At 40.2% G+C, this 17,595-nt stretch carries 14 protein-coding genes; 10 read left to right on the top strand and 4 right to left on the bottom strand.

Translation table 11 applies throughout. The annotated features are described in order from the left end of the window. Positions 1 to 63: 63 nt before the first annotated feature. The 3 genes from HGJ18_RS01325 to cfpA all read right to left on the bottom strand — a co-directional run bounded on the left by HGJ18_RS01325 (position 64) and on the right by cfpA (position 6,032). Positions 64 to 2,865: a putative PEP-binding protein gene (locus HGJ18_RS01325; RefSeq protein WP_253697317.1), complete on the bottom strand. Its 2,802-nt coding sequence runs from the start codon at positions 2,863 to 2,865 to the stop codon at positions 64 to 66. A 10-nt stretch (positions 2,866 to 2,875) separates the two neighbouring features. Then, positions 2,876 to 3,901 carry a hypothetical protein gene (locus HGJ18_RS01320; RefSeq protein WP_253697315.1) on the bottom strand — a complete coding sequence of 342 codons (1,026 nt, stop codon included), beginning with the start codon at positions 3,899 to 3,901 and terminating at the stop codon, positions 2,876 to 2,878. An 85-nt stretch (positions 3,902 to 3,986) separates the two neighbouring features. After that, positions 3,987 to 6,032: a cytoplasmic filament protein CfpA gene (gene cfpA / locus HGJ18_RS01315; protein WP_253697313.1), complete on the bottom strand. Its 2,046-nt coding sequence runs from the start codon at positions 6,030 to 6,032 to the stop codon at positions 3,987 to 3,989. Positions 6,033 to 6,199: 167 nt separating this feature from the next. Here cfpA and HGJ18_RS01310 point away from each other — a divergent pair, with 167 nt between their 5' ends. From HGJ18_RS01310 to mnmG, 10 genes are all read left to right on the top strand, one after another. Further along, positions 6,200 to 6,862, top strand: coding sequence for a vWA domain-containing protein (locus tag HGJ18_RS01310; protein ID WP_253697312.1), 663 nt, complete (start codon positions 6,200 to 6,202; stop codon positions 6,860 to 6,862). A gap of 41 nt (positions 6,863 to 6,903) precedes the next feature. Next, positions 6,904 to 8,379: a pallilysin-related adhesin gene (locus HGJ18_RS01305; protein WP_253697311.1), complete on the top strand. Its 1,476-nt coding sequence runs from the start codon at positions 6,904 to 6,906 to the stop codon at positions 8,377 to 8,379. Between the two features lie 76 nt (positions 8,380 to 8,455). Continuing rightward, a complete protein-coding gene (locus HGJ18_RS01300) occupies positions 8,456 to 9,160 on the top strand; it encodes a rhodanese-like domain-containing protein (RefSeq protein ID WP_253697309.1) in 705 nt (234 codons plus the stop codon). Between the two features lie 82 nt (positions 9,161 to 9,242). Then, on the top strand, positions 9,243 to 10,685 hold the full coding sequence (gene rsxC, locus HGJ18_RS01295) for an electron transport complex subunit RsxC (protein ID WP_253697308.1): 1,443 nt from the start codon (positions 9,243 to 9,245) through the stop codon (positions 10,683 to 10,685). Further along, complete coding sequence (locus tag HGJ18_RS01290; protein WP_253697307.1) at positions 10,685 to 11,701, top strand: RnfABCDGE type electron transport complex subunit D; 1,017 nt, start codon at positions 10,685 to 10,687, stop codon at positions 11,699 to 11,701. Before rsxC ends, HGJ18_RS01290 begins: the two co-directional genes overlap by 1 nt. After that, a complete protein-coding gene (locus HGJ18_RS01285) occupies positions 11,698 to 12,267 on the top strand; it encodes an RnfABCDGE type electron transport complex subunit G (RefSeq protein WP_253697306.1) in 570 nt (189 codons plus the stop codon). The genes HGJ18_RS01290 and HGJ18_RS01285 overlap by 4 nt, the downstream gene beginning before the upstream one ends. Continuing rightward, complete coding sequence (rsxE, locus tag HGJ18_RS01280; protein WP_253697305.1) at positions 12,268 to 12,927, top strand: electron transport complex subunit RsxE; 660 nt, start codon at positions 12,268 to 12,270, stop codon at positions 12,925 to 12,927. A 3-nt stretch (positions 12,928 to 12,930) separates the two neighbouring features. Beyond that, positions 12,931 to 13,503 (top strand): electron transport complex protein RnfA, encoded by a 573-nt coding sequence (locus HGJ18_RS01275; RefSeq protein ID WP_002670118.1) that lies wholly within the window; start codon positions 12,931 to 12,933, stop codon positions 13,501 to 13,503. Positions 13,504 to 13,722: 219 nt separating this feature from the next. Continuing rightward, complete coding sequence (locus HGJ18_RS01270; RefSeq protein ID WP_253697304.1) at positions 13,723 to 15,015, top strand: M18 family aminopeptidase; 1,293 nt, start codon at positions 13,723 to 13,725, stop codon at positions 15,013 to 15,015. A gap of 15 nt (positions 15,016 to 15,030) precedes the next feature. After that, positions 15,031 to 16,917, top strand: coding sequence for a tRNA uridine-5-carboxymethylaminomethyl(34) synthesis enzyme MnmG (mnmG, locus tag HGJ18_RS01265; RefSeq protein ID WP_253697303.1), 1,887 nt, complete (start codon positions 15,031 to 15,033; stop codon positions 16,915 to 16,917). 474 nt (positions 16,918 to 17,391) lie between these two features. Here mnmG and HGJ18_RS01260 read toward each other — a convergent pair whose 3' ends face one another. Next, positions 17,392 to 17,568 carry a YegP family protein gene (locus tag HGJ18_RS01260; protein ID WP_002672132.1) on the bottom strand — a complete coding sequence of 59 codons (177 nt, stop codon included), beginning with the start codon at positions 17,566 to 17,568 and terminating at the stop codon, positions 17,392 to 17,394. Positions 17,569 to 17,595: the final 27 nt, after the last annotated feature.

The raw sequence follows: 17,595 nt of genomic DNA, 5'->3' as shown, positions 1-17,595 counted from the left end.
AACTTATGTTTTTTGCAGGCTGTCATAAACCTCTAAAACGGCTCCAAGCGGAGCCGTATAAAACTACTTGGATTTTTTTGCAGTCTTCTTCTTGGCAGAAGAAGCTTTTTTAGCTGATGCAGGCTTTGCCTTTACAGCTTTTGCCGATTCATTTTTTTCTGCCGATTTAGGTGCTGCCGAAGAAGGCTTTCGCGAAACAAGAGCTTTTGGCTCAAGCTTTATCCCTGCTTTTTCCGCATTCTCCAGTTCAGCCTGTGCAATCGAAAGGAGGGCAATAGGTACGGAATATGACGAACATGAAACATAATCCAGTCCGGCATCCATACAGAAGCGTACGTTTTCGGGACGGGCACCGTGTTCTCCGCAAAGACCGAGATGCAAATCGGGGCGGGTAAGTTTTCCGCGCTGAATTGCAATTTCGATTAAGTCCCTTACCCTGCTGTCAAGCACGGCAAATGGGTTTCCGTCGATAAGGTCGTACATGGTGTAGTCCGGCATAAAGCTGTTAAAGTCATCGCGTGAAAGGCCTAAAGTAGTCTGAGTCAGGTCATTTGTTCCAAAAGAGAAGAACTGTGCATACTTTGCAATTTCATCGGCACTTAGGGCAGAAGCCGGAAGCTCGATCATAGTTCCAACCTTGTAATCAAGGTCTCCGCCTTTTACGGCAGCTTTAACCTCGTCGGCAATAGCATCAATACCTAAATAGGTATGACCCTCAATCTTCTTTCCGTAAATAATTTGCTTTAACTCTCTAAAGTTCATTATAAGAGGAATCATAATTTCAGGTTTTACATCTACTTTTTCTTTTTTAAGCTTGTATGCGGCTTCAAAAATAGCCCTTATCTGCATAGCATAAATTTCAGGATAGCTTATGGCAATTCGGCATCCCCTGTGACCAAGCATAGGGTTGATTTCGGAAAGTTTTTCGATTTCCGCAGTTAAATCCTTTTTGCTTACTTTCTTCTTTTGAGCCGTCAAGTATTTTACAAAGCCGTCAAGCTCAAGATCATTATGAGGCAGGAATTCGTGGAGAGGAGCATCCAACAATCGGATAGTAACTTCTTTGCCGTTCATAGTCTTAAAGATTCCGTAGAAATCTTCCGTTTGTACTTTTTGAAGTTTATCAAGCACCTTTTTTCTTTCGGCTTCGCTTGGAGCTAAAATCATTTCGCGGAAGGTATTTATTCTCTTTTCATTAAAGAACATGTGTTCGGTTCGGCAAAGACCTATACCCTCAGCACCGAAATCCAAAGCAAGCTGAGCATCACGAGGACTGTCGGCATTGGCTCTTACATGGAAATTGGACAGGAAGCTTTTTGCAAGGCCTATAAAGTCCAAAAGACCTGATGTTTCGGGATCAGGTTCAATCAGTTTTGCTTCACCGAAATAAACCGTAGAATCTCCGTAATAAGGGACATTGAGCGTAATATAATCGCCTTCATTGATTGTAACACCTTCAATAACGGCCTTGTTTCCGCTTATTTTCATATCGGGGCGTACAAGAGATATTTTACCGTACTGTCGGGCAACAACGGAAGCATGGGCCGAATAGCCTCCTTCGTTCGATATAACACCTGTAGAAACCTCTATGCCCTTTACGTCTCCTGCATAGGTTGCAGGCATACATAGAATGCATCTTGTGTCCAGCCCCTGAAGTTTTGCAGCTCTTTGAGCTTCGATAAGGGAATCGGCAGTAAAATAGACTCTGCCCACTGCGGCTCCCGGAGCACCGGCTATACCGCCCTTTGATGATTTCATACCCTTTGTACTCATGATGTCTATAACGGGGTGAAGAATCTCATTCAACTGACCGGGCTTAACAGCTCGAACAACGTACTCGGCATCTACTATTTTTCTGTTGTATAAATCCAACAAAATCTGAACCATTGAGATGGTGCTCTTAGCTTCAACCGATTTTTGTTCGATAAGCCAGAGTCTTCCGGCCTCGATTGTAAAGCGGATATTGCGGATATCCTTTGTATAATCTTCAAGCTGCCATGCAATCTGCTGGAGGTGCTTTAGGTATTCGGGCTTGATGGAGTTTATATCCTTACCTTCGGCATTTACCTCATTGAATTTTTCGGCAAAGAACTGACCTTGTAATTTCTTTTCACCGTTTACAATATTTCGGCTAAAGAAAGAACCGGAATATGAGTCTTTACTGTAATTTCCATAAACCATGGGCTGAATCAAAAGAGCCACATCATGATCCGTATCTTCTTCAAGGGTTAAAAGACGGGCGATAAGATGGATTGACTCTTCAAGCTGGACTTTGCAATCATCAAAAAAGTGTTTTGGTAAGAACTTGGAATATTTATCCATGATAGCACCGGGTTTTAACCCGATTTTACCCATCTTCATTGATTCTTTTATTTCATGCAAGGCCTTTTCCAAATCTTTAACTTTCTGTTCATTTTTCTCTAATTCTTCGATTTTTAGCACAACGGTTAAAATTCCATTAAGCAAAAACAGAACTTCATTTGCAGCAAAATCTTCGCCTACATTCTCTTGAAATCCTATTACCGTATCTTTGGTAAGACCGAAGTTGTGAAGAGTGGGATAGCTTGTAATAAGCATATTGGGCGAAATAACTAATTTTAAAAGCAATGGAGAATCAGTGTCGCCGTATGTTTTTTTTACTTCTGACCCGAATTTGCTTAAATAGGAAGATATCTCGGAATATATCTTTACATCGCCCAGATCCTGTACCACAGAAGCATCAATTATAATACCCGGCAAGATTGGAAGCTTTAGTTCTGCAAATTCGTTTGCCTGTCTTCCTCGGATACCCAATAAATTCTTGTCAACTTTTTTACTGACAGTCTCTTTACTATTAAAAAAGTGTATATTGTTTGAAATTTTCATTTTTTACTCCTTAAAATAGATTTAATACGGTATCCGGAGATCCGCGCAAAAATGCTTCAAACATGGGACTGGCTCCCTGCCTAAAATATTTTGACAACTTTGAAAGGTCATTAATTTCTGCTGCAGAAACGGCAAATTGGATTGTACTTCCGTGTTTAACCTTTCCCCACTTAAATAAGGTATTTATATCTACAATACGCTCTCCGTCATAGTATACCATAACTTCGGCATCTTGGTATTTTGCAGTATAACTTCGTATAATTCTCTTCCATGCTTCAACATTTCCGTTATGGAATAATTCGTTCGAAACAGGAACAGAAACAAGCTGCGACATCTTTTTAGGTCCTGTGGACACGGCAGATGGGCGCTCCAAATGTGAGGGAACGGAACTTGCCTGAACCTTAACAGGAGCTGCAGCAGCCTTAATTTTTTTAACAGTTTTTTTGGTAACAGTCTTTTTAACTTTTACAGGAGCAGCTTTTTTGGGTTCAACATATATAAAAGGCCCTGCTTTTACGGATGCAGGAACCGAGCAAGCCTTCTTTTCAAATAGTTTATGAATAGCAGAAATAACGGAATCGGCAAGACCGGCATCAACAGATCCCCTGTCTTGTTTTCCGACAAATATTAGGAGAAGCTCATTTTTTCTAAATCCCTGAATAACTTGGGCAGCAGCAGGATTTTTCGGGTTTATAACGATAAAACCCAAATCCGGATGATCATAGCCGAAAACCAAATCAATACCGGTCCATTTGGCAACCTCAGCGACAAAAGAGGAGGCGTCATCCAAAATAAATTTCAAATTTTCAGATACAACTCTATAATTCCATTTATCAAGCAGGGAAACCGAAAGAATGGATCTAACCTGCTCCGGCTTTATTGTCTGTTCTCTTATCATAAGATTTATCTTGTCCGCAATATTTTCTTTGGGATCACAATCCTCCAAAATTTCTATAACAGACTGAATATGTTTAACGGAAACATTAAAATCAGTCTTTTTAGCAAGCGGAACAAAAAAATTAGTCATATTAACCATAATTACTCCTTTTTTAAGCAAAAGCCCCCGAAACGGGGTTGTTCCAGGGGCTTAATTTTGAATCAGTTAAGCTCTAAAATCCTAATTAAATTTCTTTAATTCCTGACTTAGCCTTTCGTCGGCCTCGTCCTGCATCAACAGAGCCTGTCTTTTTTGCCTTAGCGGCACTCTTTTTGGGTCCTCTGCGTTTAGCCGGAGCGCTTACAGACTCGGCTGCAGGAGCCTCAATGGCAGGAGTGCTGTTCAGCATATCGATAAACTGAGAGCGGCCTGCAGCTCCACTGGCTTTGGGATCATCATCAACAGTTGCGAAACTCTGTGCGATATCGGCGCGGACTGTGGATCGTCGGCGGCTGAACGAAGCAAATGCTGCGTCAGCAAAGCCTTTTGATACACCGTGCAAGAATTCGTTGAGCACGTTGGCCATTCCGTCCAATGTAGCCTTCTTTCTCTTGATAGATGTAATATCGATATCAAGCAAGAGACCGGGCTGGATATGGAAAGGATTGATTAAATAATCGAATTTGTTGAATTCTGCTTCTAAGAACGAAAGTCTGTCTTCGATAACGCGTCTTTCGATAGGATATTGATAATCATAGAGATCCTTCATCCTGCGGCGCATAATGATGAGCTTCTTGCGGAGCTTATCTTTTTCGTAGACATAGGTTCTGTTCATCTTTTCAACTTCAGTTTCCGGAGCTTTAACAAAGGAGATTTCATCCCAAACCTTAGCGGTATCTTCGTATACGGGTTCACCGGACTGATCCTTGTACTTTCGTTTGATGAATTTCTTGTAATTTGCAGCCAAATCGTTAAAGTCTGTGATTTTGGTCATAAACTTGGATTTGTCGTATGTAGCGCGTACTACATCCCACAAGTGCTGAATTTCAGTTTCAAAAGAGCTCATCATTACTTCATAAGCCTGTCTTTCCGAAATTAATTGAGCATTGTCGTAGTACTTGAGGCGGATTTGATACCTTTCATCAGGAAGGTTAGCGATATCCGTATCATCATATTCGCGCAAGATAAGCTCGCGGGCATTCTTTAAGTTTTCGATATACTGATATCCCATCTTTGAAGTGTCAAGGATTGAAGTAATCGAGTTGATAGCCGTGTTAAATCCGCGGTTTCTGATGTTTTCAAGGTCGATGATCTTTTTGATGTTTTCTCTGATGTTGAGCTGATCAAATGTTTCAGGATCGATTTCAGCTCTTAAGTTGTTGATTCTTTCCATGAGCTGCTTGGATACTACATCATATCTCTTGCTCTTGGGATTCTCAACATCATCATCAGTGATATCTTTTACCTTATCGATTTTTGCAAAAACGATTTCACCGTCAGACAATTCATCCAATCCCTGATCAATTCTCTTGTCCTTTATCTTCTCAATTTCCTTGTCAATTACATCCATATAGTGATTTGACAAGAGGTCTTTGATAAGATATTCGACTGTTGATTGATACTGGAAGATCGGGCTGATAAGTTCCGTATCAAGAATGTTTACGGAAAGCTTAACATCGGTTACAGTCTTTGGTTTGTAAAGGTTGTCTTTAAATGCACACTTTACGATTGAGTATGCGTTTTCACCTCGAACGAAGGCTCCTACGTCCGTCTTCTGCCTTAACAATGAGTTTGTTAAGGTTTCCAAATCATTAACACCGCGTTGTACGTGGCCCTGTAAGTGTCCGTACATGTTTACAATCGATTTTTCGATTTCGCCTGTGTTAAACTTGTCAGCACCGCCGACTGCATCAAGAAGGTTTGCGATTTCTTTCGGAGTATAGCGGTCTAAAACCTTCATTTCTTCCCGATCGATAAATCCTCGTACCTTTTTGAGCATTTCATCTTCAGCCGTTACCATGTATCGGTTGAACATGTTCTGGTAGTTCTGGTTAAAGTAGTTATACAACTTTTCCTTAACGCCGCCCATTACGTCTAATCTTTCAAGAACTTCTTTGGGAAGCTTTGTGGTCAAGTGGTGTAACACTTTATTTGTTTCTTCTTCAATCAGCTGATTAACTTCTTTCTGCTGATCTCGATAGTCTTGAGCTAACGAGTTCCTAGAACCGACAGCACTGGGCTTCTCGGGATGGAATACATTCGGGCTCTGTGGTAGATCTAAATTTGCCATTCCTAACTCTCCTTACTTTTAGCAATTTTGTTTAATTACAATATATATCACTATTATATAATTATAAACATATTTTGCATAATGTAAAGAGTTTTTATTTAAAGTTGATGATTTTTTTTCAAATATGTTATATAATAGTGTGTATAAAGCATAAAAAAGGAGTATTTATGAAAATTAAAAAACTTATTTTTATATTTTTACTGTTAGCGGGAGTTTTATTTAATTTAAATGCAGGTGAGAGGACAATGCCTGTTGATATGATTATTATGATTGACAAGTCATTATCTATGCAGGATCCGGGCAAATTCGACAGCCTAAAGCGATGGGTTCTTGATGAATTGATAGACCAAATTATCATCACCGGCGATTGGATAAGCATTTATCAGTTTTATGAAAGTCCCGAACATTTGGTTTCAATTGAAATAAAAAGCAAAGAAGACACCGACAAGATAATCAAAACGGTAAATAAAATAAGCCCGAACGGAAGATTTACCGATGTAGGAAGAGCTCTGGATAAAATACAGGAAGCCATAAACCAAAGAGGCGAAAACGGAAGGTATAAGGTTCTTTTTATGTTGACTGATCTGGAACAAGATGCTCCTATAACCTCAAAATACAGCGGTAAACAAAAAAAGTTTTCAAGTCCTTATTTAGTTGAGTCAAGAATTATAAAACACGATAATTGGTATGAAATTACTGTTGATATGGGACTTGATGAGAGGGTTGTAAAAACAAGCAAGGCTCTTTTTTCCGATATAATAAAAAATAACGATAAAGAAAGGGTTCAATCCGACGAAAATACAGCCTTAATCAAAAAAGATAATCCGTAATCATACGTAACCATAATTACGAATAAGGATTTAAACAAAGTATGTTCAAACAGATAATGTATGTTATTTCGGTTCTTATTGTTTTGGTTTTGTTAAGCTTTTTAATTTATTTAAAGTTTATACGGTCAAATACAAAAGGTGAAGAAAAAATTGTTACACAAACAATAATTCCCATAGTTTCTTCACAAATCGATAATGAAAATAAAAAAAACGAAAATTATTCCGCGAATACTGAAACAAGAATATTCTTGGAGTTATCCAATGATGAAACCTTTGTTGATGCTATTTCGGATGATTTAAATGAAGACGGTGTAGAAGACCAAATTATTGCCGTAAAAAAACTATTGGATCCTTTTTTATACCTGATTATTTCAATTCAAAACCCGATAACTCAAAAATGGGAGAGGGTTGAAGAAATAAGAACAACGATCACACAACCTAAGTCTCTTACGTTCTACATTATGAATTTAACGCAAGACCCCAAATCCCTTATTTATTCCGGAATGACATCGGATAACAGGCAGGTCTTATCCATACATACTATCAAAAAGGACAAAGGCGGAAATGTTGAGCTTGCCCAAATAGCCGACTTACATGCGGATATGCAGATTCAAATCAAAGAAATTGAAACTCAAGACGAAACCCCTGTTAGTCTATCTTCATATCGTATATACACTTACGACTCCGATCCATCGGCTCCCAATACTCTAAACCAAATTGAAACCGAATATACATGGAATTCAAAAACAAAAAAATATGAAGGAGGTTTAAAAAAGACAATTCCGGGTGAAAAAATAGAAGTTCAGCTTTTAAGAAAACTTCAAAGCGGAAATATGGAATCCTTTATAGACTTTTTGTCCGGACTATGGTTTCAAGAAGAAGGGAATAAAGAAACAGGCAGAAGTGTTTATTTTGATAAAAACGACAGTCATATTATTTTTAATTTAGACAATGTTGAAGAAATCTATGAAATAAAAACAACCTTTCCTCGAAGGTACGGTTTATTTTTTACAACAAACAATAAGTCGATTCCGAATATAATAAGAAGAGTCGAAATTGAAATTAAGGGACTTGATGAAATACAGATACGTGTAATAGAAGACGTTTTAAGAATTAAATTCGGAACTGCCTCTCTTTGGAACGGAAAGTATAAAAAAAACACAAATTTACTTTTAAATAACACAAACGAAAAAGAAAATAATGCGGAAAAAGCAAAAAGAATTTTATCAAAATCGTCAAATCAGTGGAAATCGGCAAATAACGTTTTTTTAAATCTTTCAGGAAATTCTTATACTCTTCAACAATCTGAAGATATTGAAAAAGGTTATTTTAACATATTGGAAATAAACGAAAAAATCGTAATGCAGATGAAATCCGAAAAAGATACAACTAAATTTTATCTGCTTGAAATAAGCGAAAAGAAAAATATACAGCGGATGGTTCTAACAAAAATTAAGTTGAGTATAAACGATGCAATACCTACAGGAGATGAACCCATTGTCTTTGAAAGAGAATAAGCATCATCCTTTTGACAGTGGGAGTAAAAATCATTATAATAAATTCAGAGTATTTAAGTTTTTTGGAGATTAAATTATGAAAATAAGGTTTTTGCTTTTTATAGTTTTAATTGTGAATATATCGTTAATTTCGTGCGGTATAGAAGTAGAAGTTGAAGATGTTAAAGGCTCAAGACTTGAATATTTAAATTCCGATTCAAATAAAGATTCTATATTGGTAATTGATGTCAGGCCCTATGATAAATATAAGCAAGGTCATCTTTTACACGCTATAAATATACCTACAAACCAAATAAAAAAACGCCTAAGAGAAATAACCGATTGGAAAGACAAACCGGTATATGTATATGCCGAAACTAACGATGAAAGTTTTAAAGCAGCAGAGATATTGGTAGGAAACAGATTTTCTCAAATTTATAACGCAGAAGGAGTTAATCAATATAATTATAAAACCGTCACTTATAACTCTGTAAGGGGAATAGTTTTTGAAGAGATGCTAAAAGACCCCGATGCTTTAATCCTTGACTGCAGAACCAAATCGTTTTATGACATAGGACACATAGAAGGAGCCATATCGTTCCCCATATTTGAAATAGAAAATAATCTTAATAAAATACCGGACAAAAATAAAAAATTGCTTTTATATTGTAATGTAGGTACGGCATCTTCAAGAGCAGCCTATGAACTGTCGAATCTGGGCTACACGGAAATTTACAGCTCTATTGACGGAGTTGCCGAATATCCTTTTAAGCTTGTAAGAGAAGAAGAAGATAAAAATTAATTTTATATAAGGTGCAAAATGTATTGCCCTAAAATGATTTTATCCTCTTGAAAGTTTCATTACTTATGTATAAAATACAGGTATGGGTATAAAATCATTTAAAGGCGGAGTGCATCCGCCCGAGCGAAAGGCGGTCTCACCTAGCGACAGCGTCATTAGGGTATTACCGTCAAATAAATCAGTTTGGATTCCTATTACGCAGGGAGGCATGCCTAATACACCTCTTGTAAGCGTAGGGGATTTAGTTGCCAGAGGGCAAAAGATAGCCGAAACCGATAAATTTATGTCGGCTCCAGTCCATTCCTCCGTTTCAGGAAAGGTAAAAAAGATTGAACCTCATCTTGTAACCGGAAATACGGAAAATCTTTGTTTTTTAATCGAAATCGATGAAGAAAATAGGGAAGAATTTATGCCTCCCATTGATCCTTTTACATGCACAAAGGAAGAAGCTCTTAAAAGAGTACGGGATGCAGGCATTACGGGCATGGGAGGAGCATCATTTCCTACTCATGTAAAATTAAGCCCTCCTCCCGATGCAAAAATCGAGTATGTAATTGCAAACGGAGCGGAATGTGAACCCTATCTTTGCACGGATGCCGCAACCATATTCAGCGATTCGGATAGCATTGTTGACGGACTCGCCATCACTATGAGGATAGTAGGCGCAAAACAAGGAATCATAGCCCTTGAAGACAATAAAAAAGATTTGGTTCCGGTTTTGGAAAAGGCTATTTCAAAAATCAAAGCAAATCCGATTGCCGCAGGTGCCTACGATATAAGCGTTCAGCTTTGTAAAACAAAATATCCGCAGGGCGGAGAAAAAACTCTTACGGATGCAGTCGTAAACAGGGAAATCCCTTCAGGAGGCCTTCCCTTCCAGATAGGCTGCGTTATCCAAAACGTAGGAACCTTAAAAGCGATCTCCGAAGCCTTCCGTTTGGGTAAACCCCTTATCGACAGAGCCTTAACCATAGGTGGCGGGGCCTGTGAAAAGCCCTTAAACGTAATAGCCCCTATAGGAACCTGCGTCGGGGACCTTATTCCAAGCGTAGTTTCCCTTAAACCGGGAGTCGTAAAAATAATCTCAGGCGGCCCGATGATGGGCTTTGCCATGAAAAATGCAGACTTCCCTATTCAAAAAAATACCTCAGGTGTACTTTTTTTGACAAAGGAAGAAATTTCCTTAGAAGAAGAAAGCCCATGTATAGGTTGCGGTAAGTGTATTGACGTATGCAGCTGTCACCTTTCTCCCGTTTTAATCGTTAGAGCATTAAATGCCGGAAATACCGAAGAAGCTATCCGCTGCGGTCTTTTAGACTGTGTAGAATGCGGAACCTGCGCTTATACCTGCCCTGCCCGCATTAAACTCGTTCAAAGAGTTAAGATTGGTAAGCAGATAGCAAGGGAAGAAAAGCAAAAAAGAGATGCCAAAGCTGCAGCGAAGGCCGCAGCAGCAGAAAAAAAAGCAGCTGAAGCTCAAAAACAAGAGCCTGAGGCTAAAAAAACCGAAGAAGGAGGCAAATAATGGCAGAATCCGATAAAAACGAAATTTTTATGTCTCCGGCTCCCCATGTTGTAACACCGGTCAAGACTCAAACCTTAATGCTGGATGTAATTATAGCCCTGCTGCCTTTAACAGCCTATGGAATCTATCTTTTTTCAATCCCTGCCTTGATTAGAATCGTAGTTTCGGTTCTTTGCTGTGTAGGTTTTGAAAGCTTATTTAGAAAAATATGCAAGCTGGATGTAAGAGTAAAAGACCTTTCAGCCGTTATTACAGGCCTTCTGCTTGCCCTTGTATGTCCGCCGAATCTTCCGATATGGATGCTTATTTTAGGCTGTTTTTTTGCAATAGTTGTAGGCAAGGAATTTTTCGGAGGGCTTGGAGCAAACGTATTTAACCCTGCCTTGGTAGGAAGAGCCTTTATGTTTGTAAGCTTTTCGGGAGCAATGACCAGCTGGATACAGCCCGGAAACTCAATCTTTGATGCGGTGAGCACGGCAACACCTCTAAAGCTCATAAACGCAAAAGAAGGAATCGCAATGAGTGCTTCGGAAATAGCAAAGAGTTTAAACTTGAGTTCAAGCACTGACCTTTATACTCAGCTTATTTTAGGAAACCATGCAGGCTGTATAGGCGAAACAAGCATACTCCTGATTCTTTTAGGTTTTGCGTATCTTCTCTTTAAAAAAGTTATCGACTGGAGAACGCCCATTACTATGATGGCAACAGCCGTTGCAATTACCGCAATCGGAGGTATAAATCCTATTTTAACCTTGACTTCGGGAGGTTTAGCCTTCGGAGCCGTCTTTATGGCAACCGATTATGTAACAAGCCCCGTAACTCCAAAAGGTAAACTTCTTTTCGGTGCAGGCTGCGGCCTTATAACCGGCCTTATCCGCTTATTTTCAGGTATGCCCGAAGGTGTTATGTACAGTATTCTTATAATGAATGCCGTAGTGCCGTTTTTAAACAAAATTATACCCGTAAAATACGGCTATGTAAAACCGCCCAAAAAGAACAAGGAGGCTGCAAAATGAAACAGATGATAAAGTTAGCCCTTACCCTTTCAGCCTATGCGGTCATAGCGTGTTTAGCCCTTGCGGCAGTTTACAGCTTTACAGCCCCGCGGATTGCTGAAGTAAAGGCGGAAAAAACAAACAGGGCATTAAAGGCCGTTTTTCCTGAAGCTGAAGACTTTAAAGAAATAAGTGCGGAAATTCCCGAAGGCTTAAATAAAACCAAGTTTTTAAATGCTTATACGGCAGTAAAAAGCGGAAAAATAGTAGGCCTTACCATAACAGCTAAGGGGCCCACCTATGCAAGTGCAACCATATTGATAGCCATAGACCTAAACAAGACAATACGCAAGATAGAATTCTTAGAGCTTACCGATACACCCAGCTTAGGAAGCAAGGCTGCAGAAGAACCATTTGCGGGACAATTTAACGGAAAGGCACTTGATTCAGCCTTTGAGGTAAAGGCCGATATAAATGCAATCGGAGGAGCTACAATAACATCAAAAGGTGTTGCTGCAATTTTAAAAGATGCCTCCGTTACGGCAATAGAATATATGGCCAAAAATAACTTGGAGGAGGGAAAATAAATGAAAAACTTAAATATTTTCACAAACGGAATTATCCGAAGCAATCCCCTTTTGGTTTTAATGATAGGCCTCTGTTCTTCTCTGGCAGTTACAACAAATGTCCTAAACGGCCTTGGAATGGGACTTGCGATGACCTTTGTTATCGTTATGAGCGAGTTGATAATAAGTATTTTTAGAAAACTAATCCCTCAGGACATAAGAATTCCGGTTTTTATCATAGTAATAGCCTCCTTTACGACTATTGTAGACCTATTGATGCAGGCCTATACCCCTGCCCTATCGGATGCAATGGGGCTTTTTATTAAGCTGATCGTTGTAAACTGTATTATTATGGGAAGAGTCGAATCCTTTGCTTCAAAAGAAAGCCCCGGAAAATCCGTTTTAGACGCTCTGGGAATGGGAGTCGGTTATACGATAGTTCTTGTGCTTATTTCGGCTATAAGAGAAATATTAGGTTCGGGAGCCTTGGCAGGAAACGTCTTTATACCCGAAGCCTATCATATACGCTTTTTTGCAAATGCACCCGGCGGCTTTTTTGTATTCGGTATTATGATTTCGATAAACCTCTTTGCAAAAAAGCTTTTAGAAAGACCTAAGAAAAAAATTCAAAGTTCGCCTGCTCCGCAAACCGAGCCGGAAGCTAAAAAAGAGGAGGAGTAAAAAATGCCCGAAACACTTAGTATTTTTCTTTCTGCAATCCTTGTAAAAAACGTAGTTTTAATGCGCTTTTTAGCCCTTTGCCCCTTTATAGGAATGTCCTCCGACGTAAAAAAATCGGTAGGCATGGGCTGGGCCGTACTCTTCGTTACTCTTTTGGCCACAGCCGTAACCTATCCCATATACAATTACGTATTGATAGGAAATCTCGAATTCCTTCAGACCCTTATCTTTATCTTGGTAATTGCAAGCTTGGTTCAGTTGGTAGAATTCTATCTAAAAAAAGCGGCTCCTGCCCTTTACAGCTCGATGGGGGTTTATTTGGCCCTGATTACGACAAACTGTGCAATCCTTGCAGTTACAATCGATGCCATTGATGAAGGCTATACCTTTGTACAAGCCCTTGTTCATGCTGCAGGTTCAGCTTTCGGCTTTATGATTTCGCTCCTGCTCTTAGCAGGCTTAAGACAAAGAATAGATAATGCCCCTGTTCCGAAATTCTTAAAAGGAACGCCCATTCTCTTTATTGCTGCAGCCCTTCTATCCATGGCATTTGAAGGTTTCAAAGGACTGATTTAAAAGATCAAAGTTCAAATGTCGAGGAACAAATTACAATTTCCTCGGCATTTGACACTTGATTCCCCATATTGTAGTGTATTTTTTAGAGGACGGAAAGTCTATTACCTTAATCACACATCCGTATATTCCTAAGAATTAGGCTAAAATTTAAGTACGATATTGCCTTGAATTCCATATTCTGATATAATCTTCAATACATCAGAATAAGGAGCTTAGAATATGAAAAAAGCGGAAGCATTGATGAAGTTCATCGACAAGAGCCCATCGGTTTACCATGCAATAAAAAATGCAGGCGAATTTTTAGAAGCAAAGGGCTTTGTTCATTTAAAAAGAGAAGACAGCTTTGAGTTAAAACCTCAAGGAAGATATTTTGTAACAAATAACGGGAGTGCTTTAATAGCATGGCAGATGCCCAAGTCCGGCAATGCCGAAAACGGTTTTAGGATCGTAGGAAGCCACAGCGATTCTCCTACTTTCCGAATAAAGCCTAATCCCGAAATTAAGGTAAACAATCACTATCTAAAACTAAACACCGAAGGCTACGGAGGAGTAATTCTTTCAACATGGTTTGATAGGCCCCTTTCGGCTGCAGGAAGGGTTATCATAAAAACCGATGACCTTTTAAAACCGGAAGTAAAACTTATCAACTTCGATAAAAACCTTTTGACAATTCCGAGCCTTGCCATTCACATGAATAGGGAAATAAATGACGGCTATAAATTCAACAAACAAAAAGACACCCTCCCCCTAATCGCTTTAATAAACGAAAAACTTGAAGAAAAAGGCTTTTTGATGAACCTTATAGCCGAAGAAGCCGGAGTAACGGTTGATAAGATTTTGGACTTTGACCTCTACCTCTATGACAGACAGCCCGGCTGCTTTATCGGAGCAAACAACGAGTTTTTCTCCGTAGGAAGAATAGACAACCTTGGAATGGCCTGTGCCTCCATCGATGCCCTAGGCGATGCCCTCCCTTCAAATTTTGTGCAGGTTGCCGCTATTTTTGACAATGAAGAAGTCGGCTCAAGGACAGCTCAAGGCGCGGGCAGCCCCTTCCTCCACGATACCTTGCAAAGAATAATTGTAAGCGCCTCAAAGGGAAATGCTTTTGAAGAATTGCAAAAAGCCTTGGCAAAGTCCTTTTTAATCTCTGCGGATCAGGCTCATGCCCTTCATCCCAACTATACAGAAAAAAATGATATTACAAACTTCCCGCTTATGAACAAGGGACCCGCAATTAAGGTAGCAGCTTCCATGAGCTATACTACCGACGGTATATCGGCTGCAATCTTTAGGGATATCTGTGCAAGGGCGAAGGTTCCATGTCAAAACTTCGTAAACCGCTCCGATATGGCCGGTGGCTCGACGATAGGCCCGATTTCCGTTTCTAACCTCAACATAAAGAGTGTCGATATAGGAAACCCCATATTGGGTATGCATTCGGTGCGGGAATTGGGGGGCACCGAAGATCAGGAATATATTACAAAGGCCTTTGCAGAATTTTACAAATAAGAGTTTTACAAGAAAATGTATAGATTTTCCGATTATGATGTAATAGTCGTAGGAGCAGGACATGCAGGCATTGAAGCCGCCCTAGCTTCCGCCAGAATGGGGGAAGCTGTCCTCTTGATTACCCAGACTCTCGACAGCGCGGGCCGCCTTTCATGCAACCCTTCGATAGGAGGCATCTCCAAGGGAAACATAGTCCGCGAGATAGATGCCCTCGGCGGCGAAATGGGGAAGCTCGCAGATGCCTCGATGATTCAGTACAGGCTTTTAAACAAGAGCCGAGGGCCGGCAGTTCAAGCGCCAAGGGTTCAAGCCGACAAATTCCTTTATTCTCAGCTGGCAAAGCACGCAATAGAGCTTGAAAAGAACCTCCATGTTTTTCAGGACACTGTTATCGATATAGTTTCTTCAAACACAAATGAATCGGGCTATGTAGAAAAGGGAAGTGTTCAGTATGTAAAGACGGAAAGAGGTAGGGAATTTTCGGCTAAGGCGGTAGTCCTTGCAACCGGCACCTTTATGGAAGGCAAGATTTACATAGGCGAATACGAATCTCCCGACGGAAGGCTCGGTGAAAGAGCAGCCATAGGTCTCGGCCCCGCCCTTGCAAAGAAGGGCTTTACCGTGGGCAGGCTTAAAACTGGAACGCCCATGCGTATCCTCCGCCGCTCCTTCGATTCTTCCCTTACCGAAGAGCAGGAAGCCGATGAGATTATGCGTCCCTTTTCTTTTTCAAATGCGGAAATACACAGGCCCTATGCAAAATGCTATATAACTCATACCAATCGGGAAACCCACAATATAATAAGGGAGAACCTTCATAGGGCAGCCCTTTTTTCGGGCAAAATCACAGGGACGGGAGCCCGCTACTGCCCCTCCATCGAAGATAAGATTAAAAAATTCCCCGAACGGGACCGCCACCATGTCTACATAGAACCGGAAGGTTTAAACACGGAAGAGCTTTATATAAACGGGCTTTCTTCCTCGCTTCCAGAAGACGTGCAGGACAGAATGATAAGAACCATTCCCTGCTTTAAGGATGTAATAATTACCCGTCCCGCCTATGCCGTAGACTATGCCTATGTTTCGCCGATCCAGCTTTCATCGGATCTTCAGACACGGAGGATTGAAGGCCTCTTTTTGGCAGGGCAGATAAACGGAACCTCGGGTTATGAAGAAGCCGGAGGTCAGGGCATAATCGCCGGTATAAACGCAGCCCTTTTTTCGCGCTCTCTAAAATTTAAGGACGAAAAATATGTTCCATTTGTGCTAAAGAGGGATGAGGCCTACATAGGCGTTATGATCGACGACCTTGTAACTCAGGGAGTGGATGAGCCTTACCGAATGTTTACGGCCCGTGCAGAGTACCGACTGAACCTGAGGCATGACACAGCCGATGAAAGGCTTACGGAAAGGGCTTATCAAATAGGACTTCAAACCAAGGAGGCATCAAACCGCCTAAAGGAAAAACTTTTAACCAGAGAAAAAATAATATCGCTATGGAAGGATATAAAGATTACGAGGGATCTCATTGCAAAAAATCCCGAACTTAAAAACCATATCGGGAAGAGCCTTGCCGATGCCCTCCATGACCCTCAAGTTTCCCTTGAATGTATATGCTCAATAGATGAAAATTCCAAGGATTACAGCGCAGAACTTTTAGAATCGGCCGAGCTTGAAATAAGGTATGAACACTATATAGCCGTTCAAAACAGGAAGATAGCCAAGGTGAAACGTATGGAAAACACTAAAATTCCGGCCGACTTTGACTATGATGCAGTTTCGGGCCTTTCTACCGAATCACGCGCCCGCCTAAAAGAAGTACGCCCCGAAACCATAGGGCAAGCAAGCAGGATTAGGGGGATTAGGCCTTCGGATATTATGTTACTATCCATACTCTTATAAATAATTTAGGGGAAAGGACAAACCCCCGTTCAGAGCAGGGGTTTTTCCCTTCCCCTATAACCCCATCCCTTTTTACCTTGAAGCTACGCTGGTTGTACTCGCGCTGCTTAGGGCTCTGCCCTAAGAACCCGGACTATTGTGCAATGTTTAAATACGTTCTTTAGTTAAGTATTAAAAACAAATGATTTAAGCAAATTTAAAGGTTGGGATATGCAAAGTAGTATAAAAATATATTCTGCAAAAAGCACGACTGCGGGTGTTTTTTGTTCGTGCCTTGTATCTGCCTCGCCTATTTACAAGAGGCTGATTCAAAACTGCCAAAAGGCTTGCCGCCCTTTGGAATCTGGCGTTGTTACGAACTTTTTGGTTTATTCTTTAGACAAGGTAAAAAAAAATGGATTGGGATAAATTTAAAGGGGCTGCCGTAAATAGCCTAACTTTTAAGACAGCCCGTGGGATTAAAAATCAGTCGTTTTAAACTTCAACAACTGCAGCATCAGGTGCATTTTTGCGTACGGATTCTATGCCGCTTAAACAACCGGCTTTTGATTCATAAGCTTCACCTACAGCAATTACTTCACCGTTTCCTGCTTTTAATCTAAAGCGGAATTTGTTTGATTTGTCTTTGTAAATTTCAAATTTTCCTGCCATAATAAACTCCTTATAATTATGTTACTA

It is taken from the genome of Treponema denticola, assembly GCF_024181405.1.
GTDB classification, from domain to species: Bacteria; Spirochaetota; Spirochaetia; order Treponematales; family Treponemataceae; genus Treponema_B; species Treponema_B denticola_D.
The sequence above is the reverse complement of the archived record's forward strand: the minus strand, read 5'-3'. Positions and strand labels throughout refer to the sequence as shown.

Excerpts from the sequence above, each read along its gene's own strand:
- HGJ18_RS01325 (WP_253697317.1), bottom strand. The coding sequence starts at position 2,865 with ATGAAAATTTCAAACAATATACACTTTTTTAATAGTAAAGAGACTGTC.
- HGJ18_RS01320 (WP_253697315.1), bottom strand. The coding sequence starts at position 3,901 with ATGGTTAATATGACTAATTTTTTTGTTCCGCTTGCTAAAAAGACTGAT.
- cfpA (WP_253697313.1), bottom strand. The coding sequence starts at position 6,032 with ATGGCAAATTTAGATCTACCACAGAGCCCGAATGTATTCCATCCCGAG.
- HGJ18_RS01310 (WP_253697312.1), top strand. The coding sequence starts at position 6,200 with ATGAAAATTAAAAAACTTATTTTTATATTTTTACTGTTAGCGGGAGTT.
- HGJ18_RS01305 (WP_253697311.1), top strand. The coding sequence starts at position 6,904 with ATGTTCAAACAGATAATGTATGTTATTTCGGTTCTTATTGTTTTGGTT.
- HGJ18_RS01300 (WP_253697309.1), top strand. The coding sequence starts at position 8,456 with ATGAAAATAAGGTTTTTGCTTTTTATAGTTTTAATTGTGAATATATCG.
- rsxC (WP_253697308.1), top strand. The coding sequence starts at position 9,243 with ATGGGTATAAAATCATTTAAAGGCGGAGTGCATCCGCCCGAGCGAAAG.
- HGJ18_RS01290 (WP_253697307.1), top strand. The coding sequence starts at position 10,685 with ATGGCAGAATCCGATAAAAACGAAATTTTTATGTCTCCGGCTCCCCAT.
- HGJ18_RS01285 (WP_253697306.1), top strand. The coding sequence starts at position 11,698 with ATGAAACAGATGATAAAGTTAGCCCTTACCCTTTCAGCCTATGCGGTC.
- rsxE (WP_253697305.1), top strand. The coding sequence starts at position 12,268 with ATGAAAAACTTAAATATTTTCACAAACGGAATTATCCGAAGCAATCCC.
- HGJ18_RS01275 (WP_002670118.1), top strand. The coding sequence starts at position 12,931 with ATGCCCGAAACACTTAGTATTTTTCTTTCTGCAATCCTTGTAAAAAAC.
- HGJ18_RS01270 (WP_253697304.1), top strand. The coding sequence starts at position 13,723 with ATGAAAAAAGCGGAAGCATTGATGAAGTTCATCGACAAGAGCCCATCG.
- mnmG (WP_253697303.1), top strand. The coding sequence starts at position 15,031 with ATGTATAGATTTTCCGATTATGATGTAATAGTCGTAGGAGCAGGACAT.
- HGJ18_RS01260 (WP_002672132.1), bottom strand. The coding sequence starts at position 17,568 with ATGGCAGGAAAATTTGAAATTTACAAAGACAAATCAAACAAATTCCGC.